The organism is Hymenobacter sp. 102 (genome assembly GCF_049949205.1).
In the GTDB taxonomy this organism is placed as follows: Bacteria; Bacteroidota; Bacteroidia; order Cytophagales; family Hymenobacteraceae; genus Hymenobacter.
In genome coordinates, this window is record NZ_CP188172.1 from 3,174,211 (window position 1) to 3,195,906 (window position 21,696).

The window sequence follows — 21,696 nt, forward strand, 5'->3', positions numbered from 1 at the left end:
GCTCCGCCGTGCGGTGAACAACTGCCTACCGCTGCAGTAGCATGGCTCCGTAGGAGTAGCCCCCGCCAAAAACCGTTACCACCACGTGGTTGCCGGGCTGCAGTTGCTCCCGAATGTCGGCCAGGGCAATGGCGGCACCAGCGCAGCCCGTGTTGCCCAGATCCTCAATATTGGAAATGCCCCGCTCCTCGGGCAAGCCCAGCTGCTGCAGCACGTTTTTGGTGATGCGCAGGTTGGCCTGGTGCGGAATCAGGTACGTGACGTCCTCCACCCCGAGGCCGTTCTGCTCCAGAATCTGCTGGGTGACGCGCGTCATGTAGGTGCAGGCGTGCATGAATACGTCCTTGCCGAAGGGCATCACAATGCCCCGCTCCACCGGCTTCAGCGTTACCGATTGGTCGGCCTTGCCCACGTTGCCGGCCCCGCCCGTGCGGATGGCCTGCACCCGCAGGTCCTGGTCTGCAATCCGGTCTTTCGACAGCAGCAGTACCGCCGCGCCGTCGCCCCAGAGATGGCCGGCCACAGTGTCCAGTTCGTTGTTATAGGCGGTGTTGTGCTCACTTACTACCACCAGAGCCCGCCGGGCCTTGCCCAAAGCAAAGTAGCCCTCCACAATTTCCACCGCGTTCAGCAGCGAGGAGCAAGCCGAGGAAATACTCACCACCGGAATGTCCGACACGTTCAGCTCCCGCTGTACGGCGTGGGCCACGGTATAGATGGTGTCGTGCGGGGTGTAGGTGCCGCCTACAATCAGGTCGATGTTGGCTGCCGGGAAAGCCGGAGCCTCGGCCAGTGCCCGGCGGGTGGCTTCCAGGGCCATGGTATTGGTGTTTTCACCGGGGCCGGCCTTGCGGCGGGCCCGAATGCCGGTGCGTTCAATGATCCACTCGTGCGAAAGCCCGTTCAGGCGGGTAAAGTGCTCGTTGGTGATGCTATGGGCGGGCAGATATGCCGCCACGTGATGAATGTACACGGTGCCGGAAAAGAGTAAAGCAGGAGCAGAAATTGAGCGGGAAGGTACGGCCTTTGCAGCAAGATGCCGGCTATATCGGCCGGGGAGCGTACTTTGAGCCCCCGCAATTCGTTCAACACAGTACCCGCAACCGGGTTCAGCGGGCAACTAACAAGATTATGACGTTTCAGGATATGCGGCGGGCCGGGGCTCTGCTGCTGCTGCTTTTGGGTGGGGCCGGCAGACTGGCCCTGCCGGCCCAGGCCCAGAAATACCGGACGGCTGCCGGACTGCGGCTGGGCAAAAACAATTTCGGGCTTACCGTGCAGCAGAAGGTATTCGAAAAAACCACGCTGGAAGGGCTGGGGCTGGTTTCCAGCCGGGAGGTAAGTGCCACGGTACTGGCCGAGCGTCACTTTGGCATCCTGGGTCCCAGCCTGAACTACTACTTTGGGGCCGGCGGGCACCTGGGAAGAAACAAGGATACGGGCGGGTTCGGCGGCTTCGATGCCCTGGCTGGTGTGGAGTACAAGGTGGCTTTTGTGCCGCTGGTGCTCAGCTTCGATTTCAAGCCGACCATTGAAATTAACTCCGCCGACTGGGCCCGGTTTCCGGCGGCCCTCTCCGTGCGCTACGTGCTCATCAAGGATAAATCCGGCCTGTTTGACGGCCTGTTTGGGGGGGATAAAAAGAAGCACAAATCCAAGACAAAATCACCGGGTGGCAGCCGGAAGGGGCTGTTTGATTTCTAACCCTATTCGCCCACCCAACTACCCCGCAAAGCCCCACGAACGGCGCGCCTGTACGGCCCCTTTCGTGGGGCTTTGGCGTAGCTGTACTCACAGGATAAAGTATGCCTATGCTGAGGTGGCCAACTAGCCCGGTAGTACGCCCGGGGTAGATAATTCTTGCAAAGAAAATGAAATAGTGAAATCAGTCTTGTTTATTTAATACAAATAAAAATAAAAAACTTGCAAATATTGAAAACTTTAATACCTTTAATAAGGGAATGGTATTGTCTTTATTATATTAAATCATCCTAAGATGAAAAAAACAGTCTCTTCACTGAATATGTGCTGGGTGCTTGGGATGCTAGTGGTAGCACACATGTTCAGCCTCTCTGTGCTGGCCCAGGCTCCGGCATGCAATGGCTCCGACCCGGGCGGGCAACCCGCCGCCAATGGCCTGTACGCGGAATACTACCGCGGCTACTTTGACGATGACCCGGGCTTCTTTGCCGATAACAGCCACCCGGCCGGGCTGGTGCGGACGGAGGCCACAGTAAATTTTACCACTGCTGCCAGCTTCGGTAACCTGCTGCCGCTTGCCGATGGCACGGCCCAGAACCCCGATCAGTTCAGCCTACGGCTGCGCGGGAGCCTGAACATTGCCGTGGCGGGTAGCTACACCTTCTACCTCACGGCCGATGATGCCGCTTACCTCTGGCTGGATAACAGTGCCTTGGCCACGCCCCCACAGCTAGGCGCTGCCGCCATTGATAACGGGGGGCGCCACGTGGCCCTTACCCGCTCCGTAACGCTTACGCTGGCAGCCGGCCGGCACAACGTACTGATTCTGTACGGGGACGACTGCTGCGAAAATGCGCTGGTTTGGGAATACGAAGGGCCGGGTATTGCCCGGCAGCCCGTACCCGGTAGTGCCCTGTGCACGGCGGTTATCCCGCAGCCGCCCGCACCCCGAAGTATTACCTACAGTCCCGTTTCCAGAGCCCTGCCCACGGGCGGTACCCGTAGCTCGGGGGTACCGGTGGTGGATGATGGCGGAACTCCCGTTACCGGCTTTGCCCTAGATAACACGGCGGGTAGCCTGCCGGCGGGCATCCGCATCGACGCCGCAACCGGTGTGCTGACGGCCGACGCTACCGTGCCGCAGGGTACCTACGATGTGGATGTGGCTGTGAGCAATGCCAATGGTACCAGCGCCTTCCGCAACGTTTTCCGGTTTCAGGTAACGGCCCCGCTGCCCCCCGGCTGCGGCGGAACCGATGCCGGGGGGGAGCCAGCCTCAGCCGGGCTCTACGCGGAGTACTTTCCGGGATATTTCGGTGACGACCCGGCTTTCTTCACCACTACCTCGCCGGGGCTGACCCGCACCGAGCCCGTGGTAGATTTTGCCACCGAGGCGAGCTTCGGCAACTTGCTGGGGGTGGCGGGCGGCACGGTGCAAAACCCCGATGGCTTCAGCCTGCGGCTGCGCGGAAGCCTGAGCATTGCTACGGCCGGCCGCTACACTTTCTATCTCACCGCCGACGACGCGGCCTACCTCTGGCTGGATAACCCGGCCCTGGCCTCGCCGGCCAAACTGGCTGAGGCAACCATTAACAACGGGGGCCTGCACCCTGCCACCACGGTAGCCGTAACCGTAACGCTCAATGCCGGGCTGCACAACTTGCTGCTCCTCTACGGCGACGACCAACTGGGCAACGCGCTCCGGCTGGAATACGAAAGCTCGGAACTGGGCATTGCCCGGCAGGTGGTGCCCAGTGCGTTATTCTGCGGCTCCGTACAGCCGGCCCTGCCACTGGCTACGGCCCTGTCGTACTCGCCCGGTACTGTGCGGGTGGTAGTTAATACGGCGGCGTCTTCGGCCACGCCGGCCGTCAGCAGTGCCTCGCCCGTTACAAATTACACGCTGGTGAATGCCGCCGCGCTACCGGCTGGTATTACCATCGATGCGGCCACCGGGCAGGTAGCCGTGAGCAGCACAGTGCCCGAAAACAGCTACATGCTGGACGTGGCGGCCCGCAACGCCGGGGGCAGCAAAGTGTTTGAGGATGCTCTGATGGTGCAGGTAGTTGCCCGCGCCCCGGCTGGCTGTTCCGGCCTGGATGGGGGCGGAGCGGTGGCTTCCTCGGGGCTGTACGCTGAGTTTTTTCCGGGCTATTTCAGCGACGACCCCGCGTTTTTCACGGCCACTGCCCCCGCTCAGGACCGTAACGTGCAGACGCTTGATTTTTCCAGTGCCGAGAGCTGGGGTAATCTGAGCGGAGCGGCCAGCGGCTCCACCCAGGAGCCCGATGAGTTCAGTGCCCGGTTCCGGGGCCGAATCAATATTGCCACGGCGGGTACCTACACCCTCTTTCTCACGGCCGATGATGCGGCCTACCTCTGGCTGGATAACGCGGCGCTGGCCACCACGCCCACGCTGGCATCGGCCACCATCCAGAACGGGGGAATTCATCCGGTAACTACTGTAACGGCTACTGTGCAGCTGGCGGCGGGGTTGCATGATCTGCTGGTGCTGTACGGCGACTACCTGGGGGCCGGCGAGCTACGGCTGGAATATGCCAGCACCGATGCCGGCATATCCCGGCAGCTGGTGCCCGCCAGCGGCCTCTGCTCCACGGAGTCCAACGCTCCGCTACCGGTTACGCTCACGCGGTTTGGAGCCGTAGTGCAGGGGGCAAGCGTACGGGCCAGCTGGGAAACAGCCCAGGAGCTGAACAGTGCCTACTTCGTACTGGAGCGCTCCGCCAACGGACAGGTATTTGAGGCGGTGGGCAAACTAGCCGCCGCCGGTACCACCCAGCGGCAGCAGCAGTACGCCTACGTGGACACGGCCCCGCTGCCAGGTATCAGCTACTACCGCCTGCGGCAAGTAGATACGGATGGTGCCACCAGCTTTTCTTCGGTAGTGCAGGTGGTGTACAAAGCAGCCGTTGCTGCCCGGGCTACGCTGGCCCCCAACCCCAGTCACGATGCGGTAACGGTGCGGCTGGAGCGCCCCGAAGCCGGCCCGGCCACGCTGGAGCTGCTGGATGTGCGCGGGGCGGTGGTGCTGCGCCAGCAGCTGGCTGCTACCGCTGTGCAGGAGGCCCGGCTAAACCTGACCACGCTGCCGCTGGGCGTGTATCTGTGCCGCATTACCTCGGCCGGGGGCGTACTCACGCAGCGGCTGGTACACGAGTAGATTTGCCCCCAGCGCGTAACTAAAAGCCGCCCCCGCTCCTACGGCTGTAGGAGCGGGGGCGGCTTTTAGTTACGCGCCGGGGGGGCTATTCGCGGTGCACGCGGCCACTGCCCACTACCGAGCTTTTTACCTGCGGATTGCCGGTTACGTACACGTCGCCGGAACCGACAATGCTGGCTTCCAGCAGCTGCGTGGCCTGTACCCGGCAGTTGCCGGAGCCGCTGATGCTGATGCTGCAGGTTTTGCTTTGCAGCTTCGGGGCCTGAATTCCGCCCGAGCCGCTCACGCTGATATCCTGCTCGGGGGCTACGCCGGCCGCCTGAATAGTACCGGAACCCGACAACGACGAGCTGATTCTGGTGGCGGTAATGCTGGTCAGCTGAATAGTGCCGGAGCCGCTCACGGCCAGGTCCAGCTTACCGGCCTTGATGCCGTCAGCCGCTTTGATGCTGCCCGAACCGCTCACTGCTAGGGCGTTGATGGTGGGTACGGTTACGTACACCGTTACCGGACCCTTGAAGTTGTACCAGCTCATGCCGCTTTCCTTTCTGGCGTTGATGCGCAGTTTCCCGTTGCTCACCACGGTTTCCAGGTGGGCCAGGTCCTCGGCCGCGCCCTGCACTTCCACTTTCTGCGGGCTGCCCTGCTGCAGGATTACCTTCATGGAGCCGCCCAGGCTCACGGCCGTGAAGGGGCTAACGGAGCGAACTTCGCGCGAATCGGCGGGGCGGAACGCCGATAGTACGACCAGTGCCAGCAGTACGGCGGGCAGCAGCAAGCGGAGCGTTTTCATAGGATACAACAAGTTAAAGTGGAACATCCGGAAATATAGATGAACACCCTGGCCAAACCGTTGCCTGCCTGGCTGGAAAAGAGTGGGCAGCCTGGTAGCCACGAATGCAGGCAGTGACCCGGACCAACAGCTCATATTCCACGAAAGAGCCACGTCCGGACGAAGCGGATGAGTCCGGACCCTGTTCACGCGTGTTTTCTCAGCCGAAGCCCCCACTGTGTCCGGGCACCCAGCGAAGAAAAATACCCGCCCAGCTAGAGCTTTTTGGGTAGCTTTAGCGGCCTCATCTTCTCGGGGCATTCTTCCCATGCACCCGCACCAAGCCCTGCTCAACCGTTTTTACCAGGCCTTCCAGCGCCGCGACCATGCTGCCATGGCCGCGTGCTACCATCCCGAGGCTACGTTTGAGGACGCGGCATTTCAGCTGAAAGGCGCCGAAATAGGGCAGATGTGGCGCATGCTCTGCGAGCGGGGCGGCGACCTGCGCCTGGCCTACAACGACGTGTGGGCCGACGAGCAGAGTGGCCGCGCCACCTGGGATGCCCGCTATACCTTCAGCAAAACCCGCCGCAAGGTGCACAACCATGTGCAGGCCCGCTTCACGTTTCAGGATGGCCTCATCCGCACCCACCACGACGAGTTCAGCTTCTGGCGCTGGTCGAGGCAGGCGTTGGGACCAATGGGCTGGCTGCTGGGCTGGTCGGGTTTTCTACAAAACAAAGTGCGCCAAACCGCCCGCGAAGGGCTGGCGCAGTTCATGGCCCGTCCCAAACACTAGCCATTCTAGCCTCAGCACCAAACGACAACGGCTTCCTGCACTGAGCAGGAAGCCGTTGTCGTTTGCTGGTCGCAGCGAAATACTACCAGATTTTCACCCGCGCCGAATCGGGCAGATAGAGCTTCTGGCCAGGCTTCACATGGAAGGCCTCGTAGAAATCAGGCACGTCGGCGAAGGGGCCGTTGATGCGGAACTGGGCGGGGGAATGCACATCAGTGAGGATAGCCTGAGCCAGCCGCTCGTCGCGCTGGTGCACCTGCCAACCCAGGGCATAGCCCAGGAAGTAGCGCTGCAGCGGTGTGAGGCCGCCAATCTTCTCACCCTTCTTGTACTGGTCGGTTTTCTTGAAGGCATCCAGGGCAATAACGATACCGCCCAGGTCGGCAATGTTTTCGCCGGCTGTGGCCTTGCCGTTGATGTGCAGAGAGTCCAGCACGGTGTAGCCGTTGAACTGGCGCACGATGCCGTTTACGCGCTGCTGGAATTGCTGGCGGTCCTGCTTGGTCCACCAGTTGCGCAGGTTGCCTTTATCATCAAACTGACTGCCCTCGTCGTCGAAGCCGTGGGTGAGCTCGTGGCCGATGGTGCTGGCCCCGGCGTAGCCGTAGATGATGGCGTCGTCGGCGTTGGCATCTACCAGCCCCGGAATGGCGAAAATGGCCGCGGGCAGTACAATTTCGTTGTTCGAGGGGTTGTAGTAGGCGTTGTACGTCTGGGGCGTCATGCTCCACTCGGTGCGGTCAACGGGCTTGCCCAGCTTGTTGAGGTTGTAGCGGTACTGCCACTCGTTGGCGTGCATCACGTTCTGGGCGTAGGAGCTCCGGTCCACTTGCAGCGAGGAGTAGTCCTTCCACTTATCGGGGTAGCCCACCTTGCGGGTGATTTTGCCCAGCTTCACCAGGGCCTTCTGCTTGGTGGAGTCGCTCATCCAGTCCAAGGCGTTGATGTGCTCCCGGAACGAAGCCACCACGTTTTCGGTCAGGTCTTCGTAGCGTTTCTTGGTTTCGGGCGTGAAGTATTCCTGCACGAACAGCTGGCCCAGGGCCTCGCCCATGGCGTTTTCCTCGGCGTCGAGTACCCGTTTCCAGCGGGGGCGCTGCTCCTTGGCACCCTGCAGCACGGTGCCGTAGAAGCGGAAGTTTTCGTTGTCGAAGTCCTGGCTGAGCGTGCCGGCGTAGGCGTGCACCAGCTGCCACTGCAGGTAGGCCTTCCAGTCGGCCAAGGGGGCGGAAGTGAGCAGGCGGCCGGCTTCCTGGTAAAACTCGGGCTGGCCCACAATCACCGTGTCCACGTTGCTGAGCTGCATCTGGGCCAGCCAGGGCTTCCAGCTGATGCCGGGCGTGAGCTTGTCCAGGCCCGCCACGGCCATCTTGTTGTAGTTGGCGTACGGGTCGCGCAGGGCTTCCAGCTTGCGCGAGGCAGCGGCCAGCTTGGTTTCCAGCTGCACTACGCGCTGGGCGCTGGCCTGGGCCGTAGCCGCATCCTGACCCAGCAGCCCGAACATCTTCACCAGGTGCTTATCGTACTCCTGACGGATGTTCTTGGTGCGGGCATCCTTGTTGAAGTAGTAGTCGCGGTTGGGCAGGCCCAGGCCGGCCTGCCACAGCTGCAGGGCCATCTTGTCGCTGTTTTTGGCATCCTGACCTACGTAGTAGCCCACCAGCGCATTCACGCCCAGGGGCTGCAGGCGGGCAATGGCGGCCTGCACATCCGCCACCGACGCCATGGCCTGCAGCCGGTCCAGCTCGGCTTTCAGCGGCGCTACGCCCTGCTTGTTGATGGTCACGCTGTCCATGCCCGTGGCCCAGAAGTCGCCGATTTTCTGCTGCACCGAGCCGGCGGCGGCGCTGGCTTTGGCGGCGTCCTCATTCAGCTTGCGCAGGCGGGCGTACACCTCGTTCTGCACTTCTTTGCCAATGCCCCAGTTGCTTTCGGAAGCCGGAATGGGGTGCTTCTTGAACCACGTACCGTTGGCGTACTGGTAGAAGTCGTCGCCGGGGCGCACGGTGGTATCCAAGTTGGCCTGGATAAGGTCGGGGCCGGTGGCGGCAGAGTTGCCGCCGGGCTGGCAGGCCGTAAACACGAGGCCCAGCAGCGGGGCCGCCAGCAGCCAGGGCCGCAGAGTAGGGGAGAGGGTCATGGAAAAATGCGGATAAGGGAAGACGAATGTAGCGCGAATGGGTTGTTTCGCGTAGCGGCAAGGACACGGCTATTTTTCCGGCCGTTGCTTGCTCATGACGCTCCCCCACCTGCTCCTGCTTAACTTTGCTCTGGCCGCCTACCTCACCGGCCTTATCTGGACGGTACAGCTGGTGCATTACCCCGGTTTTGCGCAGGTGGCTCCCGAAAAATTCCCGGCGTTTCACCGGCAGCATTCCACCCGCATCAGCTGGGTGGTAATGGCCCCGATGGTGCTGGAGCTGGGACTCGCGGCGTGGCTGGCCTGGCTGGCTCCGGAGCTGGGCGCGGCCCGCTGGTGGCAGCTGGCACTGGTGCTGCTGGTGTGGGCCAGCACATTTTTCATCACCGTGCCCTTCCACAACCGTCTCGGCCAGGGCTACGACTACGTGGCCATCGACGGGCTGGTGCGCACCAACTGGCCCCGCACCCTGGCCTGGACGGCCCGCACCGGCTTGCTGGGCTGGCTGCTGTGGAAAGTAATGTGAAGTAACTGTGCAGAATGGGGGGGAAGATTAAGGTGAACATGGTGCTCTTACTACTTGGCTCTTCCTCTTTACTGCCTGCGCCGTTTCTTCACTCGGTTCACTTCTGCGTATTCAGCACAGTCCCTCCACATTCACCACATTTGTCCACATTGTAAAAGCCCATGCTCCCCACCGCCGACGCCTTCCTGCCCGAACTCCAGTTTCAGACCAGCCGCAGCAGCGGGCCGGGCGGCCAGAACGTGAACAAAGTGGAAAGCCGCGTGGAGCTGCGCTTTCGCCTTTTCGAGTCTCAGCTGCTGACGGAAGAGCAGAAGCAGACGCTGCAACAGAAGCTGGCCTCCAAGCTCACCTCTGAGGGTGAGCTGCTGGTAGTGGCCCAGGAAGACCGGAGCCAGCTGCGCAACAAGGAAACCGCCCTGCGCAAATTCCACGAGCTGCTCCGCCAAGCCCTGCACAAGCCCAAAGCCCGCCGGGCCACCAAACCCAGCAAAGGGGCCGTGCGCCAGCGTCTGGAATCCAAGAAGAAGCACGGCGACAAAAAAGCCAACCGTGGCCGGGTAGATTATTAGTGCTTAGGAGTTAGTGCCTAGTGCCTAGGGCCGGGAATACAAGAACAACCCAAGCACCACGCGCTAGCTACTAATTTAAATCGAGGCCGAACAGCACACCTACCCAGGGTCGGTTCTGATAGGTCCAGTAAGAACCGTCGGAGCCCAGCAGGTGGTCAACACCTACGGCCAGGCCGATATTGAGCAGGCGGGCATCGTAGATGGCAGCGGCCCCGCCGTGCAGGGTGAAGCCCTCATAGTCGGTAACGGCGTGTTGCCGGGTAAGGTCCGGAGTGATGATGCTGGAGCCCAGCCCGCCGAACAGACCATAGCCAAACCCATTGCTGCGAATGAACGGCTGCGCCTGAAAGGGCGTAAGCCGCCGGTTGCGCACCCGAAAAAAATCGAGCCGCCGACCCACGTACAGCGCCGCGTTGAAGTTGGTATTCAGCTGCACCGGAAACCCTTGCCGGGGCGGCAGGGCCTTAAACGGAATCGAGAAGATATCCAGGTCAAAGCTGCGGTGCAGCAGCCGCACTTCCTCGGAGCCCCGCAGGCGGTAAAGCAGCGTGGGCGGTATAGCTGCCGTGGTGGCCGGAGGCGTGAAGGCCAGCGTATCGGCGCGCTGCTGCAGGTAGTAGCGGGGCGTGGTTAGCTGCCGGCGCAGCGTATCGTTGCTGACCGACCGTACGGTATAATATCCATCCGGCAACTGGTTGAGCTGGGCAAACCGGGCGCAGCCGGTTAGGCCCAGTGCGGCCACGCTGCTCACTATCAGGCGCTGCAACATACGTTTCTGTTTTGTGGTGGCTGGCACTCCGGGCACCACGGACTATACGTGGGCCCCGGCCTACAGCAGCGTGCCGCTCAGGAACAGGGTGGCAAAGGAAAAATAGATAACCAGCCCCGTCACGTCCACCAGCGTAGCCACGAAGGGCGCTGAGGAAGTGGCCGGGTCGAAACCCAGCTTCTTGAGCAGCAGCGGCAGCATGGAGCCCGCCAACGAGCCCCACAGCACAATACCCAGCAGCGAGAAGCTCACCGTAAGTCCAATCAGCGGCCAGTGCGCCCCGTAATCCTTCAAGCCCGATAGTTGCCATACCAGAATCCGCAGGAAACCCACCAGCCCCAGAATACCGCCCAGTGCCAGCCCCGACAGAATTTCGCGGCGCATCACGCGCCACCACTCGCCAATGGTGATTTCGCCCAGGCTCATGGCCCGGATGATAAGCGAGGTAGCCTGGGAGCCGGCGTTGCCGCCGGAGCTGATAATCAGCGGTACAAACAGGGCCAGCACCACTGCCTTCTCAATCTCCCCCTCAAAGAAGCCCATGGCCGTAGCCGTAAACATCTCGCCCAGAAACAGAATTACCAGCCAGCCGGCGCGCTTCTGAATCATTTTGGGCAGGGCAATGGTCAGGTAGGGCTCATCCAGGGCCTCCGAGCCCCCCAGCTTCTGAATGTCTTCGGTGTCTTCCTCTTCCCGAATGCTGAGAATGTCGTCAATCGTCACGATGCCGAACAGCACGCCCTCGTCGTTTACCACGGGTAGGGCCACCCGGTCGTTGCGGCGAAACACTTCAATGGCTTCCTCCTGGTCCTGCATAGTGCGCAGCTGCACGTAGCGGCGGTCCATGAGCTCACTCACGCGCTTCTGCGGGTCGGCCAGCAGAAACTCCCGGATGCGGATATCGTCGATGAGTACGCCCCGCTCGTCGGTCACGTACAGCACGCTCAGGGTTTCCGATTGCCCGCCGTGCCGCCGAATGTAATCCAGCACCTGCTGCACGGTCCAGTTCTCGCGGATGGCAATGTAGTCGGGCGTCATCAGGCGACCCACCGAGTACTCGGGGTAGCCCAGCAACTCCAGCGTTACCTTGCGCTCGGCCTCTGAGAGGGTCTGAATCAGTTCCCGCACCAAGTCATCGGGCAGAAATTCCAGCAGTGCCGTCCGGTCATCGGGCGACATTTCGTTCAGGATGTCTGAAATCTTTTCCTGGGAGAGATTCGCCAGAAAGTGTTTCTGAATATCGAGGTCCAGGTACTCGAATACTTCCGTGGCCAGGCGCAACGGCAGCAGCCGGAAAATAATCAGCTGTTCCCGCTCGTCTTCCTGTTCCAGCAGCTCTACTACTTCGTTCGGCTCAAACAGTTTGAGCGCCTCCTTGAGTTTGAAAAACTCGCCCTCCTGAATCAGGGACGTGATGTGGTCGGTGGTCGGGTGCTGATTCATGAACTACAAGAGGGGTGTTTTTTCGCTAGGCAGACAGGAATTGGTGGGCGGTTAAAACCGGCGCGCAAAAGTAGGCTTTTCGGGGCCGGATTCCGTACCCGGTCCATAACTTTCTGCGCGGACTCAGGGCGTGTACGGCAAACAGAGCGGTACGGCCGCAAAAGCCCCCCCGCCGCCGCGAAATAGGCGGATCTGCTCCGGAATTGCGGCTCGCCCGTACATTTGGCTTCTACCCAATCAGCTCTTCTATGCCCCATTCCTCTACTGTTGAGCCGCTCGGCACGTTGGTTGCCCTTGGCGGGGGCGATGATGATGCTCTGCTGGCCCTGCTCTGTGACCTGCTGCCGACGCCTGATGTGCCGGTGGAAATTATTACGGTGGCCTCCCGCGACGATACCCGCTCGGCCCGGGCCTACGAGCGGGCCCTGCGGGAGTTGGGCTGCACCAGCGCCCGGCACCTGCGCATCAGTGAGCACCACCCCGCCGACTCGCCCGATACCCTGCGCCGCCTGCGTAAAGCCGGCCTCGTGTTTTTCAGTGGCGGCGACCAGGAGCGCATCACTGATTTTCTGCACGGTACGGAGTTTCTGCGGGTGTTGCTGGAGCGGTACCAGCAGGAGGCGGGTTTCGTTATTGCCGGTACCTCCGCCGGAGCTGCCGTCATGCCCGAGCTGATGGTGGTGGAGGGCTACGGCTGGCGGGCCCTGCGTAAGGGCGGCATGCTCACCAGCACCGGCCTGGGCCTGCTGCCCCGCCTGCTCATTGATCAGCACTTTGTGGAGCGCGGGCGGTTTGGACGGCTGGCCCACGCCCTGCTGGCCCACCCGATGTGCCTGGGTATTGGGCTGGCTGAGGAGACGGGCATCATTATCCGCCAGGGGCGTCACGCTGAAGTGTTCGGCGACGGGGTGGTGATGGTTGTGGACGGCCGCCAGCTCAGCGGCATCAACCTGGGCCGTATTGGGCGGGGGGAGCCGGTGAGTGGGCAAAACTTCCGGGTGCACCTGCTGGTGGCCGGACAGCACCTGGACCTGCACTCCCGGGAGGTGCCGGCCCCTACCGGAGAGTAGCCCCGAAGAGCGAAAATTCTACCATATTCGCCCGATTTTTGCTTTGAGCAAGTACTCACCAACCAGCTGCTGCCGTTTGCGGAAAATTGTTCGGCGTGCCGAATAAACAGCATCATTTTTCCCTACATTTAGGGCAATAACCCACAAAATCTCACTCACCCTTTTCATTTATATGAAGCTACAATCTCTACTCCTCGCGGGAGGGGCGCTGCTTTCAGCTACGGCAGCCTCAGCGGGTGGCTACCAGGTAACGCTGGCAGGCCAGAAGAACAACGGCATGGGCGGCGTCGGCGTAGGCTTGTCGCTGGACCAGGCAGCCATGTTCTACAACCCCGGTGCGCTGGCCATGGTGAAGGACCGCGGCGTGCAACTGGGCGTCAGTGCCACGCTGGCCCGGCAGGCCTTCCGCGCGGAAAATGGCAGTGCCCAGCGCGAGTTGCAGAACAATACCACCACGCCCTTCAGTGCATTTGTGGGTTTCGGCCCCACGGAGGGTAAGTTCCGGGTGGGTATTGCCGTGTACACGCCCTTCGGCAACAAGCTGGAGTACGCTCCCGGTTGGGAAGGCCGTTTCGCCCTCACGGAAATCGACCTGAAATCCATTTACGTGCAGCCCACGGTAAGCTACGCCATTACGGACAACCTGAGCATTGGCGCGGGCCTGACCTATCTGGCGCTGGGCTCCGTGAACCTGAAGCGGGATATTCCGGCCCAGAACGCCAACGGCGACTACGCCAGCATTGAGTTGGATGGCAAAGCCGAGCGCAAATTCGGTTTCAACGCGGGCATCTTCTTCAAGCCTTCGGAAAAATTGAGCGTGGGCATTAACTACCGCTCCAAAATCGACGCGCAGGTGAAGGGCGGCGACGTGCGCTTCTCCAACCTCTCGAATACGGCTACGCCCAATTTTCAGGCTACGCAGTTTGATGCCACGCTTCCACTGCCCGCTACCACCTCCATCGGGATTGGCGTAATGCCGAACGAGAAGCTGACCATTGGCTTTGACGTGAACTTTGTGGAGTGGAGCGCCTACAGAACGCTCGACTTCCGGTTCAACGCTCCGGTGAACGGGCAGACGGTTAGCTCCTCCAAGCGCTTCTACGAAGATGCTCTGACCTTCCGTCTGGGCGGCCAGTACCAGATTACGGATGGCCTGACCGTGCGCGCCGGTGGTGCCTACGACAACTCCCCGGTGCGCGACGGCTACGTTACGCCGGAAACGCCGGATGCTGACCGGATTACCGGCACGCTGGGGGCTTCCTACAAGTTCGGCGAGCATTTCAGCGTTGATTTGAGCACGCAGTTCGTGAACCTGAAGAAGCGGACGGAAACCCAGGCTGATCTGCTCAACAACGGCACGACGGACCGCGTGGCGGGTACTTACAAAACGCAGGTGGTGGTGCCCGGTGTGGGCCTGAACTACACCTTCTAATTTTTGCTGCTTCTACTCCTATGAATATGTTTTCCCCGAAGAAAACCTGGTCGGCAGTAGCCCTGATGGGGTTGGGCCTGGCCGCCTGCCAACCTGAGCTGGATGCTCCCCGCGCCGACCGAGGCTCCGCCGACTTCACCAGCTACGTAGCCATTGGAAATTCCTTAACCGCTGGCTTCCAAAGCGGCGGCCTGGCTAATTTCGGCATTACCACGTCCTACCCCGCCATTCTGGCCCAGCAGTTTGCCAAAGTGGGTGGTGGCGAGTTCGTGTCGCCGACATTTGCGCCTGAGCGCGCCGATGGATCGGGTTACCTGAAGTTTTACGGCATTACTACGGCTGGTTCACCCATTATTCTGGCCCCCGGCCAGAGCACCACTGCCACGCTGGCCGGCCAGACTACCCCTCAGACTTTCACGAACAACCCGGCTGACTACAAGCTGGCGTACACGGGTAACCGCTTGCCGCTGCCCACGCCTACCACGGGTGCTCAGGAGCTGACGCCCTTCAACACCACGCAACCCAACAACCTGGGGGTACCCGGTATTTCGGTTCTCAGCGCCGACCGTACGGCCTCGGCCGTATCGCAGGTAGCTGCTCTGGCGCAGGGCTACGGCCTGCTCAACAACTACTACCAGCGCCTGCTCCCCGCCGCCGACCGTGGTACTACGGACTACACCACATTTATCAGCCGTAAAAACGCTACGTTCTTCACCTGCTGGCTGGGTAACAACGATGTGCTGACGTACGCCACCAACGGGGCCGTGGCAGTAGCCTCCAACCCGTTCAGCAACCTGACGGATACTACTAGCTTCGGCCGTGGCTACCGCAACATTGTGCGTACCATCAGCAAAGCGGGCACGGTGAAGGGTGTGGTAGCCAATATTCCCAACGTAACCAACGTGCCGTATTTCACGGCCGTAGCCGTGCCAACCATCATTGCCGGTATCAAGGCAAATCCTAACCTGCCCAATGCCGCCGCCGCCAGCCTGTATATCACAACCGGTACTGGTGCGGTGCGGGAGGCTACTGCCACCGACCTGCTGGTGCTGCCTGCTTCGGCCGTTATTGGCAGTGCCTCTACTACGCCCGGCAACCCGCTGCCGGTAGGGGTCGGCTATTCGGCCACGCAGTCTAACCCACTGCCCAGCCAATTCGTGCTGGATGCGGCCGAAATTTCGGCTATCCAGACGCGGACTACGCAGCTGAACAATATTATTGCTAAAACAGCGCGTCAGTACAATGTAGGTCTGGCTGACATGAACGCGTTTTTCAGCACGGTAGCATTGGGTGGTATTGCCATCAACGGTACGGCTAACAACGCTAGCTTTATCCGGGGCAACCTGTTCTCACTGGATGGGGTGCACCCCACTTCCCGTGGCTACGCCGTTATTGCCAACGAGTTCATCCGGGTAATCAACGCTACCTACGGAGCCTCCGTTCCGCAGGTAAACCCACTGGAATACAACGCGCTGCTGCTGCCCTAAGCACTGGCAACAGATGGAAAGAGCCCGCTTCCAGCAAATGGAGGCGGGCTCTTTGCGTGAAGGAGAGTAAGGGAAAGGGCATCTACGCAGGCCATCACGAAAGCTGCACCTGCTGCAGTACCGCCGGCAATGCCGGGGCGGGCTCACCGGCCAGGCGGGCAGCAATAAGTTGGGCGTGGTAGCGGCCGTTTTCGATAAACCAGCGGCTGGTATTGAGGCCCCCGCACACGGTGCCAGCCAGATAGAGGCCGGGGCGGTTGGTTTCCAGCGTGTCGGGGTGGTGAGTAGGCGTTTGGGCAGCGTCGGCTTCGCAGCTGATACCCAGCGTTGCCAGGAAGGAGAAATCGGGGTGGTAGCCGGTGAGGGCGTACACGTGCTGGGCCGGCAGGGTGCACGGACCGTCGGGCGTGTTCAGCTCCACGGTGGTGGCGGTGATGCTGGCCACGGTGCTGTTGAAATAGCAGCCGACGCGGCCTTCCTTGATGCGGTTCACCAGGTCGGGCCGGATCCAGTATTTCACCGACTCGCTGATTTGCGGGCCGCGCACTACCAGCGTGGGGCGGGCCCCGGCGCGCAGCAGCTGCAAGGCAGCCTTGGCCGCCGAGTTTTTGGCCCCGATTATCACCACGTCCTGGTCGGCGTGGGCGTAGGGCTCCTTATAGTAGTGCGTTACGTGGGGCCGGTCTTCGCCGGGCACGCGCAGGTAATTGGGTACATCGTAGAAGCCGGTGGCTACAATGGCGTAGCGGCAGCGGAGTCGCCCCTTATCGGTTACTACAGTGTAATTTTCCTGTTCACCCTCCAGTCCGATAACCCGCTCGTACAGACGCAAAGGCAATTGTTCGGCAACGGCTACGCGGCGGTAATAGTCCAGCGCGTCCTCCCGCAGAGGCTTGTAGTGCAGGGTGGTCATGGGATACCCTCCGATTTCGAGCAGCTCGGGAGTGGAGAAGAACTCCATATTGGTGGGGTAGCCAATGATGGAGTTTACCAGAGCGCCCTTATCTACCACCACCACCGAGAGGCCCCGGCGGCGCACTTCCAGCCCGCAGGCCAGCCCCACCGGGCCAGCTCCGATTACCACTACATCAAACGTGTTGTCAGTTGTCATATGCAGTACTACCGGCCCGGCGGTCGGGTGTTTTAAACGGTTATGCTTCCTGCTGTTTTTTAAGTGTGTTCAGGGCTCCGGTGCTCCACAAAGCTATGCCCATCAGTACCGGTTGAAAGAACAGCCGGGCCAGCCGTTTCTGGTCGGTATCCAGGCCGAAAGCAGAAATACGGTGGGTATACTGATGAATATTGCCGGGAAACACGGCGGCGTAAAAAGCCGCCAGCCCAATCCCCATTCGCACGCGGTTTTGGCCTTTTAGGGCCAGTAGTCCCAATCCCAGCCCAATTTCTACCACACCCGAGGCCAGCACGGTAGTATCCTTGCTCAGAGGCACAAAATCGGGTACCTGGGCCTGAAACTCCTGGCGCTGAAACGTCAGGTGGCCGGTGCCGGCCACTACCATGAAGGAGCCCAGCAGACAGCGGGCCACATTTTGCAGCGTAGTAGTGTGGGGTTGTTGCATAGCGGAAGAAAGCTAGAGATACACTGGCGCAACAGCTATACGGGTGCGAGCCGCTTAGGGTGTTCACGGTTTCGCAACGACCGGGGACCTGACCACCGACTCTATTCCTCCGCCAGCCACTGCAACGCCCGGTATTCGCCCGGCCCGAAGAACCACTTCAGCAGCTCTTCCGTCATTTTTGGGCCATTGGCACTATTGGTGAGCAGCACCAGGCTTTCCCGGCTGTCGGGCAGGGTGAAGTACAGACCTTTGAAATTGCCATTATCACCCCACTGCCACTGCGCCAGCCCCCGGGAGGTAGTAGCCAGGCCCACCCCGCAGGCCCAGTCAACAAACGCATCAGCGGGGGTAACGGGCTGGCCGCAGCGGAGGGCCGGGCTAGCCGGGGTGCGCAGCAGGTGGGCGGTGACGGGTTTCAATCCATGCCCCATCATTATAGCCTGCAGAAAGCGGCTGTAATCTCGCGCGGTGCTGAGCAGGCTGAAGGCTCCGTAAGCAGGCGAGAACTGGTTGATAGGAGAGAATTTACCGCTGGTATCGTGACCGGCGGCGGCATTGGCAACCCACTGTGGCTGCCACGTAAAGCTGCTGCGGGTCATGCGCAACGGCTGAAATACTTCCCGCCGGGCCAGCGCCTCAAACGACTGCCCGGTGAGGTGCTCCAGCGTTTTCTGCAGCAGCACGTAGCCTTCGCCGGAGTAGTTCCAGCAGCTGTCAGGGGCATATTTCAGGCGGAGCGAGCTGGTGGTCCACTCGGGGCTGAGCGGGTTGGCGGCCCAGTTGGGCAGGCCGCTGGTGTGGGCCAGCACCATCCGGGCCGTAATGCGGCCAGCGCCCGCAACGCCCTGCAAGCGGGGATAGGGCGCATAGCTGAGCAAAGGTTTATCGAGAGTCAGGACACCTTGGTCGACGAGGCGAAGCGTGAGGTAAGCCTGCACGGCTTTGCCCAGGGAAGCAGCCTCGAAAATTGTTGTTTCCACTACGGCGGGCTCCGCGCCGTCCTGCCGCACGCCCAAAGCATAAGAAGTAACACGACGGCCTTTCGTATACACCAACTGCATACCCGGCACGTTGCTTTTCTGCATAAGCGCCAGCAATTGCTCACGCGTGGGCATGGGTTTCGCCGAGCTGTTGAGAACAGCTAGCAGGCACAGTAGAAAAAGAAGCGAATACTTCACGGATTTGTGGCTAGAAGCGGGCAACGGATACGCTCAAAAGTAACGGGCTCCTTCCAGAGGTGCAGTCATCGGCCACTACTCGGGCAACCAAAACGGTCCGAAAGCTTTCCAGCTCTCAGACCGTTTTTAGTGCGCCCATCTTAGCCTGCAGTCTTAGTGCGCCTGCAGCCAGTTCTGGCCGGTGCCCACTTCCACTTCCAGCGGTACGCCGTGGGGCAGCAGCAGGGCCGTGGCCATCAGCTCCTTGATTTTGGGAGTGATGTAGTCCACTTCTTCCTTCACGGCGTCAAACACCAGTTCGTCGTGCACCTGCAGAATCATGCGCGTTTTCAGGCGTTCCTGCCGCAGCCACTCGTGAATGTTGATCATGGCCTTCTTGATGATATCGGCCGCGGTACCCTGGATGGGGGCGTTGATGGCGTTGCGCTCGGTGTAGCCGCGTAGGGTAGCGTTGCGGGAGTTGATGTCGCGCAGGTAGCGGCGGCGGCCCAGCAGGGTAGTGGCGTACTCCAGCTCTCGGGCCTTATTGATGCTCTCATCCATGAACTGCTTCACCGAGGCAAACTCCTCAAAGTAGGTCTCAATAATTTCGGTGGCTTCCTTGCGCGAAATGCCGATGCGCTGGGCCAGTCCGAAGGCCGAAATGCCGTAGATAATGCCAAAATTGACGGTCTTGGCCTTGCGGCGCATCTCGCTATCCACCTGGTCCAAGGGCACGTGAAACACCTTGCTGGCGGTGCTGGTGTGAATGTCGAGGCCCTGGCGAAAAGCTTCAATCATGGTTTTGTCACCCGAGAAGTCGGCCATGATGCGCAGCTCCACCTGGGAGTAGTCGGCAGCCAGCAGCACGTGGTCCTGGTCGCGGGGCACGAAGGCTTTGCGGATTTCCCGGCCCTTCTCGGTGCGGATAGGAATGTTCTGGAGGTTGGGATTGGTGCTGCTGAGGCGGCCGGTAGCCGTTACGGCCTGGTTGAAGCTGGTATGCACGCGGCCGTCCAGCTCGCACACCAGCTGGGGCAACGCCTCTACGTAGGTGCTGCGCAGCTTGGTGAGCTGGCGATGCTCCAGAATCAGGCCGGCAATGGGCGCATCGGCGGCCAGCTGGCTGAGCACCTCCTCGCCGGTGGCGTACTGGCCGGTTTTGGTTTTCTTGATTTTGCCCCGTCCCAGATCCATTTTATCAAACAGCACCTCGCCCAGCTGCTTCGGGGAGCCAATGTTGAACTCCTGCCCGGCTTCCGAAAAAATCTGCTTTTCGATATCCTGGATGTAGCCCTGCAGCTCGGCGGAATACTCGCCCATGGCCGAGGAATCAATTTTCACGCCCTCGTACTCAATATCAGCCAGCACCGGCACCAGCGGGTTTTCCACCTCATTGAGCAAGTCCAGCAGCCCCACCTCATTCAGCATCGGCTCAAATACGTGCTTAAGCTGCAGCGTCACGTCGGCATCCTCGCAGGCATAGTCCTTCACCTCAGCGGGGGGAATATCGGCCATCGTTTTCTGATTCTTGCCTTTGGGGCCGATGAGGTCGGTGATTGGAATGGGGGTGTAGTGCAGGTAGGTTTCGGCCAGCACGTCCATGTTGTGGCGCATGTCGGGCTCCAGCAGATAGTGAGCCAGCATCGTGTCGAACAGGGGTCCGCTCACCTGCACGTTGTAGTGCTTGAGAATGGTGAGGTCGTACTTGATGTTCTGACCGATTTTGGTAATCTGCCGGGCCTCGAAGAACGGGCAGAACTCATCGAGCAGGGCTTGGACGGCGGCGTGGTCGTCGTGGGGCACGGGTACGTAGTAAGCTTCGCCGGGCAGCCAGCAGAAGCTCAGGCCCACCAGCCGGGCCGTCATAATGTCTAGGCCGGTGGTTTCAGTATCGAAGCTGACTTCCGTTTGCTGCAGCAGAAACTCCAGCAGGCTCTTGCGCAGCTCGGGCGTGTCGATGAGGTGGTAGCGCACTGCTACATCCTGCAAAGTACGGCGCGGGCCAGTGGGAGCACCAGAATTGCCGGTTTCGCCCTCCTCGGCGGCAATGCCCACGGCTGCATCGGTGGAAGACCCAAACAGACTGCCTTGGCCCTCGGCTACTTTCGGCCGACGGGCGCCTCGTGACGTAGGGGCGACGCTGGTACCGGCCGCACTGCCGCCACCCAGCAGGCGGGTGGCCAACTGCCGGAACTCCAACTCTTCAAACAGCTGCTGCAGGGCTTCCACGTTGGGCGATTCCGTGCGCAGGCCTTCCTCGTGGAACTCAATGGGCACATCCAGGTGAATCGTGGCCAGTTCCTTGCTCATCAGGCCCTGCTCGGCGAAGTTGCGCACGTTTTCCTGCTGTTTGCCCTTGAGCTCATCCACGTTGGCAATCAGGTTTTCAACCGAGCCGTACTTCTGAATCAGCGTTTTGGCCGTTTTCTCGCCAATACCGGGAATACCGGGAATGTTGTCGGAGGCGTCACCCTGCAGGCCCAGGATGTCAATTACCTGCTCGGGCCGCTCAATCTCAAAGCGCTGCAGTACGTGCTGCACGTCCAGCACCTCGGCGGCGTTACCCATGAAGGCCGGGCGGTAAATCTTGACGCAGTCGGTTACGAGTTGGCAGTAGTCCTTATCGGGGGTCATCATGAATACCTCCCCAAAGCCCTGCTGCTCAGCCCGGCGGGCCAGCGTACCAATCACGTCGTCGGCCTCGTAGCCATCCACCACCAGAATGGGAATGTTGAAGGCCGTGATAATCTTCTTGATGTACGGAATGGCCAGCCCGATGTCCTCGGGCATAGCCTGGCGCTGGGCTTTATAATCGGCAAACTGCTCGTGGCGAAAGGTTTTCTTCTGCGCGTCGAAGGCCACGCCGATGTGGGTGGGCTTCTCCTTTTGCAGCACCTCCACCAGCGTGTTGGTGAAGCCCAGGATGGCCCCGGTATTGAGGCCCTTGGAATTCACGCGCGGGTTTTTGCTGAAGGCAAAGTGGGCGCGGTAAATCAGGGCAAAAGCGTCGAGCAGGAAAAGCTTGTGGGGCTGGGCAGCGGCAGTATCGGGAGTCATAGGAAGGCGAAGG

General features: G+C 60.9%; 17 protein-coding genes. 8 read left to right on the forward strand and 9 right to left on the reverse strand.

Annotation, left to right across the window (positions count from 1 at the left end; genetic code table 11):
* Positions 1-25: 25 nt before the first annotated feature.
* Complete coding sequence (locus tag ACN19L_RS13610; protein ID WP_426490044.1) at positions 26-973, reverse strand: 3-oxoacyl-ACP synthase III family protein; 948 nt, start codon at positions 971-973, stop codon at positions 26-28.
* 158 nt (positions 974-1,131) lie between these two features.
* Between ACN19L_RS13610 and ACN19L_RS13615 the strand changes: the two genes are divergently transcribed.
* Both ACN19L_RS13615 and ACN19L_RS13620 read left to right on the forward strand, forming a co-directional pair.
* Positions 1,132-1,704 (forward strand): hypothetical protein, encoded by a 573-nt coding sequence (locus tag ACN19L_RS13615; RefSeq protein WP_426490045.1) that lies wholly within the window; start codon positions 1,132-1,134, stop codon positions 1,702-1,704.
* 355 nt (positions 1,705-2,059) lie between these two features.
* Positions 2,060-4,882 (forward strand): PA14 domain-containing protein, encoded by a 2,823-nt coding sequence (locus ACN19L_RS13620; protein WP_426490046.1) that lies wholly within the window; start codon positions 2,060-2,062, stop codon positions 4,880-4,882.
* 85 nt (positions 4,883-4,967) lie between these two features.
* Here ACN19L_RS13620 and ACN19L_RS13625 read toward each other — a convergent pair whose 3' ends face one another.
* The gene (locus ACN19L_RS13625; protein WP_426490047.1) at positions 4,968-5,675 is read right to left on the reverse strand and encodes a head GIN domain-containing protein; all 708 of its coding nucleotides are present in this window, start codon (positions 5,673-5,675) and stop codon (positions 4,968-4,970) included.
* A 307-nt stretch (positions 5,676-5,982) separates the two neighbouring features.
* Between ACN19L_RS13625 and ACN19L_RS13630 the strand changes: the two genes are divergently transcribed.
* Positions 5,983-6,453, forward strand: coding sequence for a nuclear transport factor 2 family protein (locus ACN19L_RS13630; protein ID WP_426490048.1), 471 nt, complete (start codon positions 5,983-5,985; stop codon positions 6,451-6,453).
* A gap of 82 nt (positions 6,454-6,535) precedes the next feature.
* Here ACN19L_RS13630 and ACN19L_RS13635 read toward each other — a convergent pair whose 3' ends face one another.
* Positions 6,536-8,593 carry a M13 family metallopeptidase gene (locus ACN19L_RS13635; RefSeq protein WP_426490049.1) on the reverse strand — a complete coding sequence of 686 codons (2,058 nt, stop codon included), beginning with the start codon at positions 8,591-8,593 and terminating at the stop codon, positions 6,536-6,538.
* 94 nt (positions 8,594-8,687) lie between these two features.
* Here ACN19L_RS13635 and ACN19L_RS13640 point away from each other — a divergent pair, with 94 nt between their 5' ends.
* Positions 8,688-9,119, forward strand: a complete 432-nt coding sequence (locus tag ACN19L_RS13640) for a hypothetical protein (RefSeq protein WP_426490050.1) — start codon at positions 8,688-8,690, stop codon at positions 9,117-9,119.
* Positions 9,120-9,280: 161 nt separating this feature from the next.
* Positions 9,281-9,688: an alternative ribosome rescue aminoacyl-tRNA hydrolase ArfB gene (gene arfB, locus ACN19L_RS13645; protein WP_426490051.1), complete on the forward strand. Its 408-nt coding sequence runs from the start codon at positions 9,281-9,283 to the stop codon at positions 9,686-9,688.
* A 70-nt stretch (positions 9,689-9,758) separates the two neighbouring features.
* Here arfB and ACN19L_RS13650 read toward each other — a convergent pair whose 3' ends face one another.
* Together ACN19L_RS13650 and mgtE are read right to left on the reverse strand one after the other, a co-directional pair.
* Positions 9,759-10,457, reverse strand: a complete 699-nt coding sequence (locus tag ACN19L_RS13650; RefSeq protein ID WP_426490052.1) for a hypothetical protein — start codon at positions 10,455-10,457, stop codon at positions 9,759-9,761.
* Between the two features lie 60 nt (positions 10,458-10,517).
* Positions 10,518-11,900 (reverse strand): magnesium transporter, encoded by a 1,383-nt coding sequence (gene mgtE / locus ACN19L_RS13655; RefSeq protein WP_426490053.1) that lies wholly within the window; start codon positions 11,898-11,900, stop codon positions 10,518-10,520.
* A gap of 248 nt (positions 11,901-12,148) precedes the next feature.
* On the opposite strand from mgtE, the gene ACN19L_RS13660 reads away from it, so the two are divergent.
* From ACN19L_RS13660 to ACN19L_RS13670, 3 genes are all read left to right on the forward strand, one after another.
* Entirely contained in the window at positions 12,149-12,970 is an 822-nt protein-coding gene (locus ACN19L_RS13660; RefSeq protein WP_426490054.1) for a cyanophycinase, read from the forward strand.
* Positions 12,971-13,142: 172 nt separating this feature from the next.
* On the forward strand, positions 13,143-14,402 hold the full coding sequence (locus tag ACN19L_RS13665) for an OmpP1/FadL family transporter (protein ID WP_426490055.1): 1,260 nt from the start codon (positions 13,143-13,145) through the stop codon (positions 14,400-14,402).
* Positions 14,403-14,422: 20 nt separating this feature from the next.
* On the forward strand, positions 14,423-15,889 hold the full coding sequence (locus ACN19L_RS13670) for an SGNH/GDSL hydrolase family protein (protein ID WP_426490056.1): 1,467 nt from the start codon (positions 14,423-14,425) through the stop codon (positions 15,887-15,889).
* A 94-nt stretch (positions 15,890-15,983) separates the two neighbouring features.
* Here ACN19L_RS13670 and ACN19L_RS13675 read toward each other — a convergent pair whose 3' ends face one another.
* The 4 genes from ACN19L_RS13675 to polA form a co-directional block, all read right to left on the reverse strand.
* Entirely contained in the window at positions 15,984-17,000 is a 1,017-nt protein-coding gene (locus ACN19L_RS13675) for a YpdA family putative bacillithiol disulfide reductase (RefSeq protein WP_426490057.1), read from the reverse strand.
* A 40-nt stretch (positions 17,001-17,040) separates the two neighbouring features.
* Entirely contained in the window at positions 17,041-17,466 is a 426-nt protein-coding gene (locus tag ACN19L_RS13680) for a DoxX family protein (RefSeq protein ID WP_426490058.1), read from the reverse strand.
* 101 nt (positions 17,467-17,567) lie between these two features.
* Positions 17,568-18,581: a serine hydrolase domain-containing protein gene (locus ACN19L_RS13685; RefSeq protein ID WP_426490059.1), complete on the reverse strand. Its 1,014-nt coding sequence runs from the start codon at positions 18,579-18,581 to the stop codon at positions 17,568-17,570.
* Between the two features lie 216 nt (positions 18,582-18,797).
* Positions 18,798-21,683, reverse strand: coding sequence for a DNA polymerase I (gene polA, locus ACN19L_RS13690; protein ID WP_426490060.1), 2,886 nt, complete (start codon positions 21,681-21,683; stop codon positions 18,798-18,800).
* Positions 21,684-21,696: the final 13 nt, after the last annotated feature.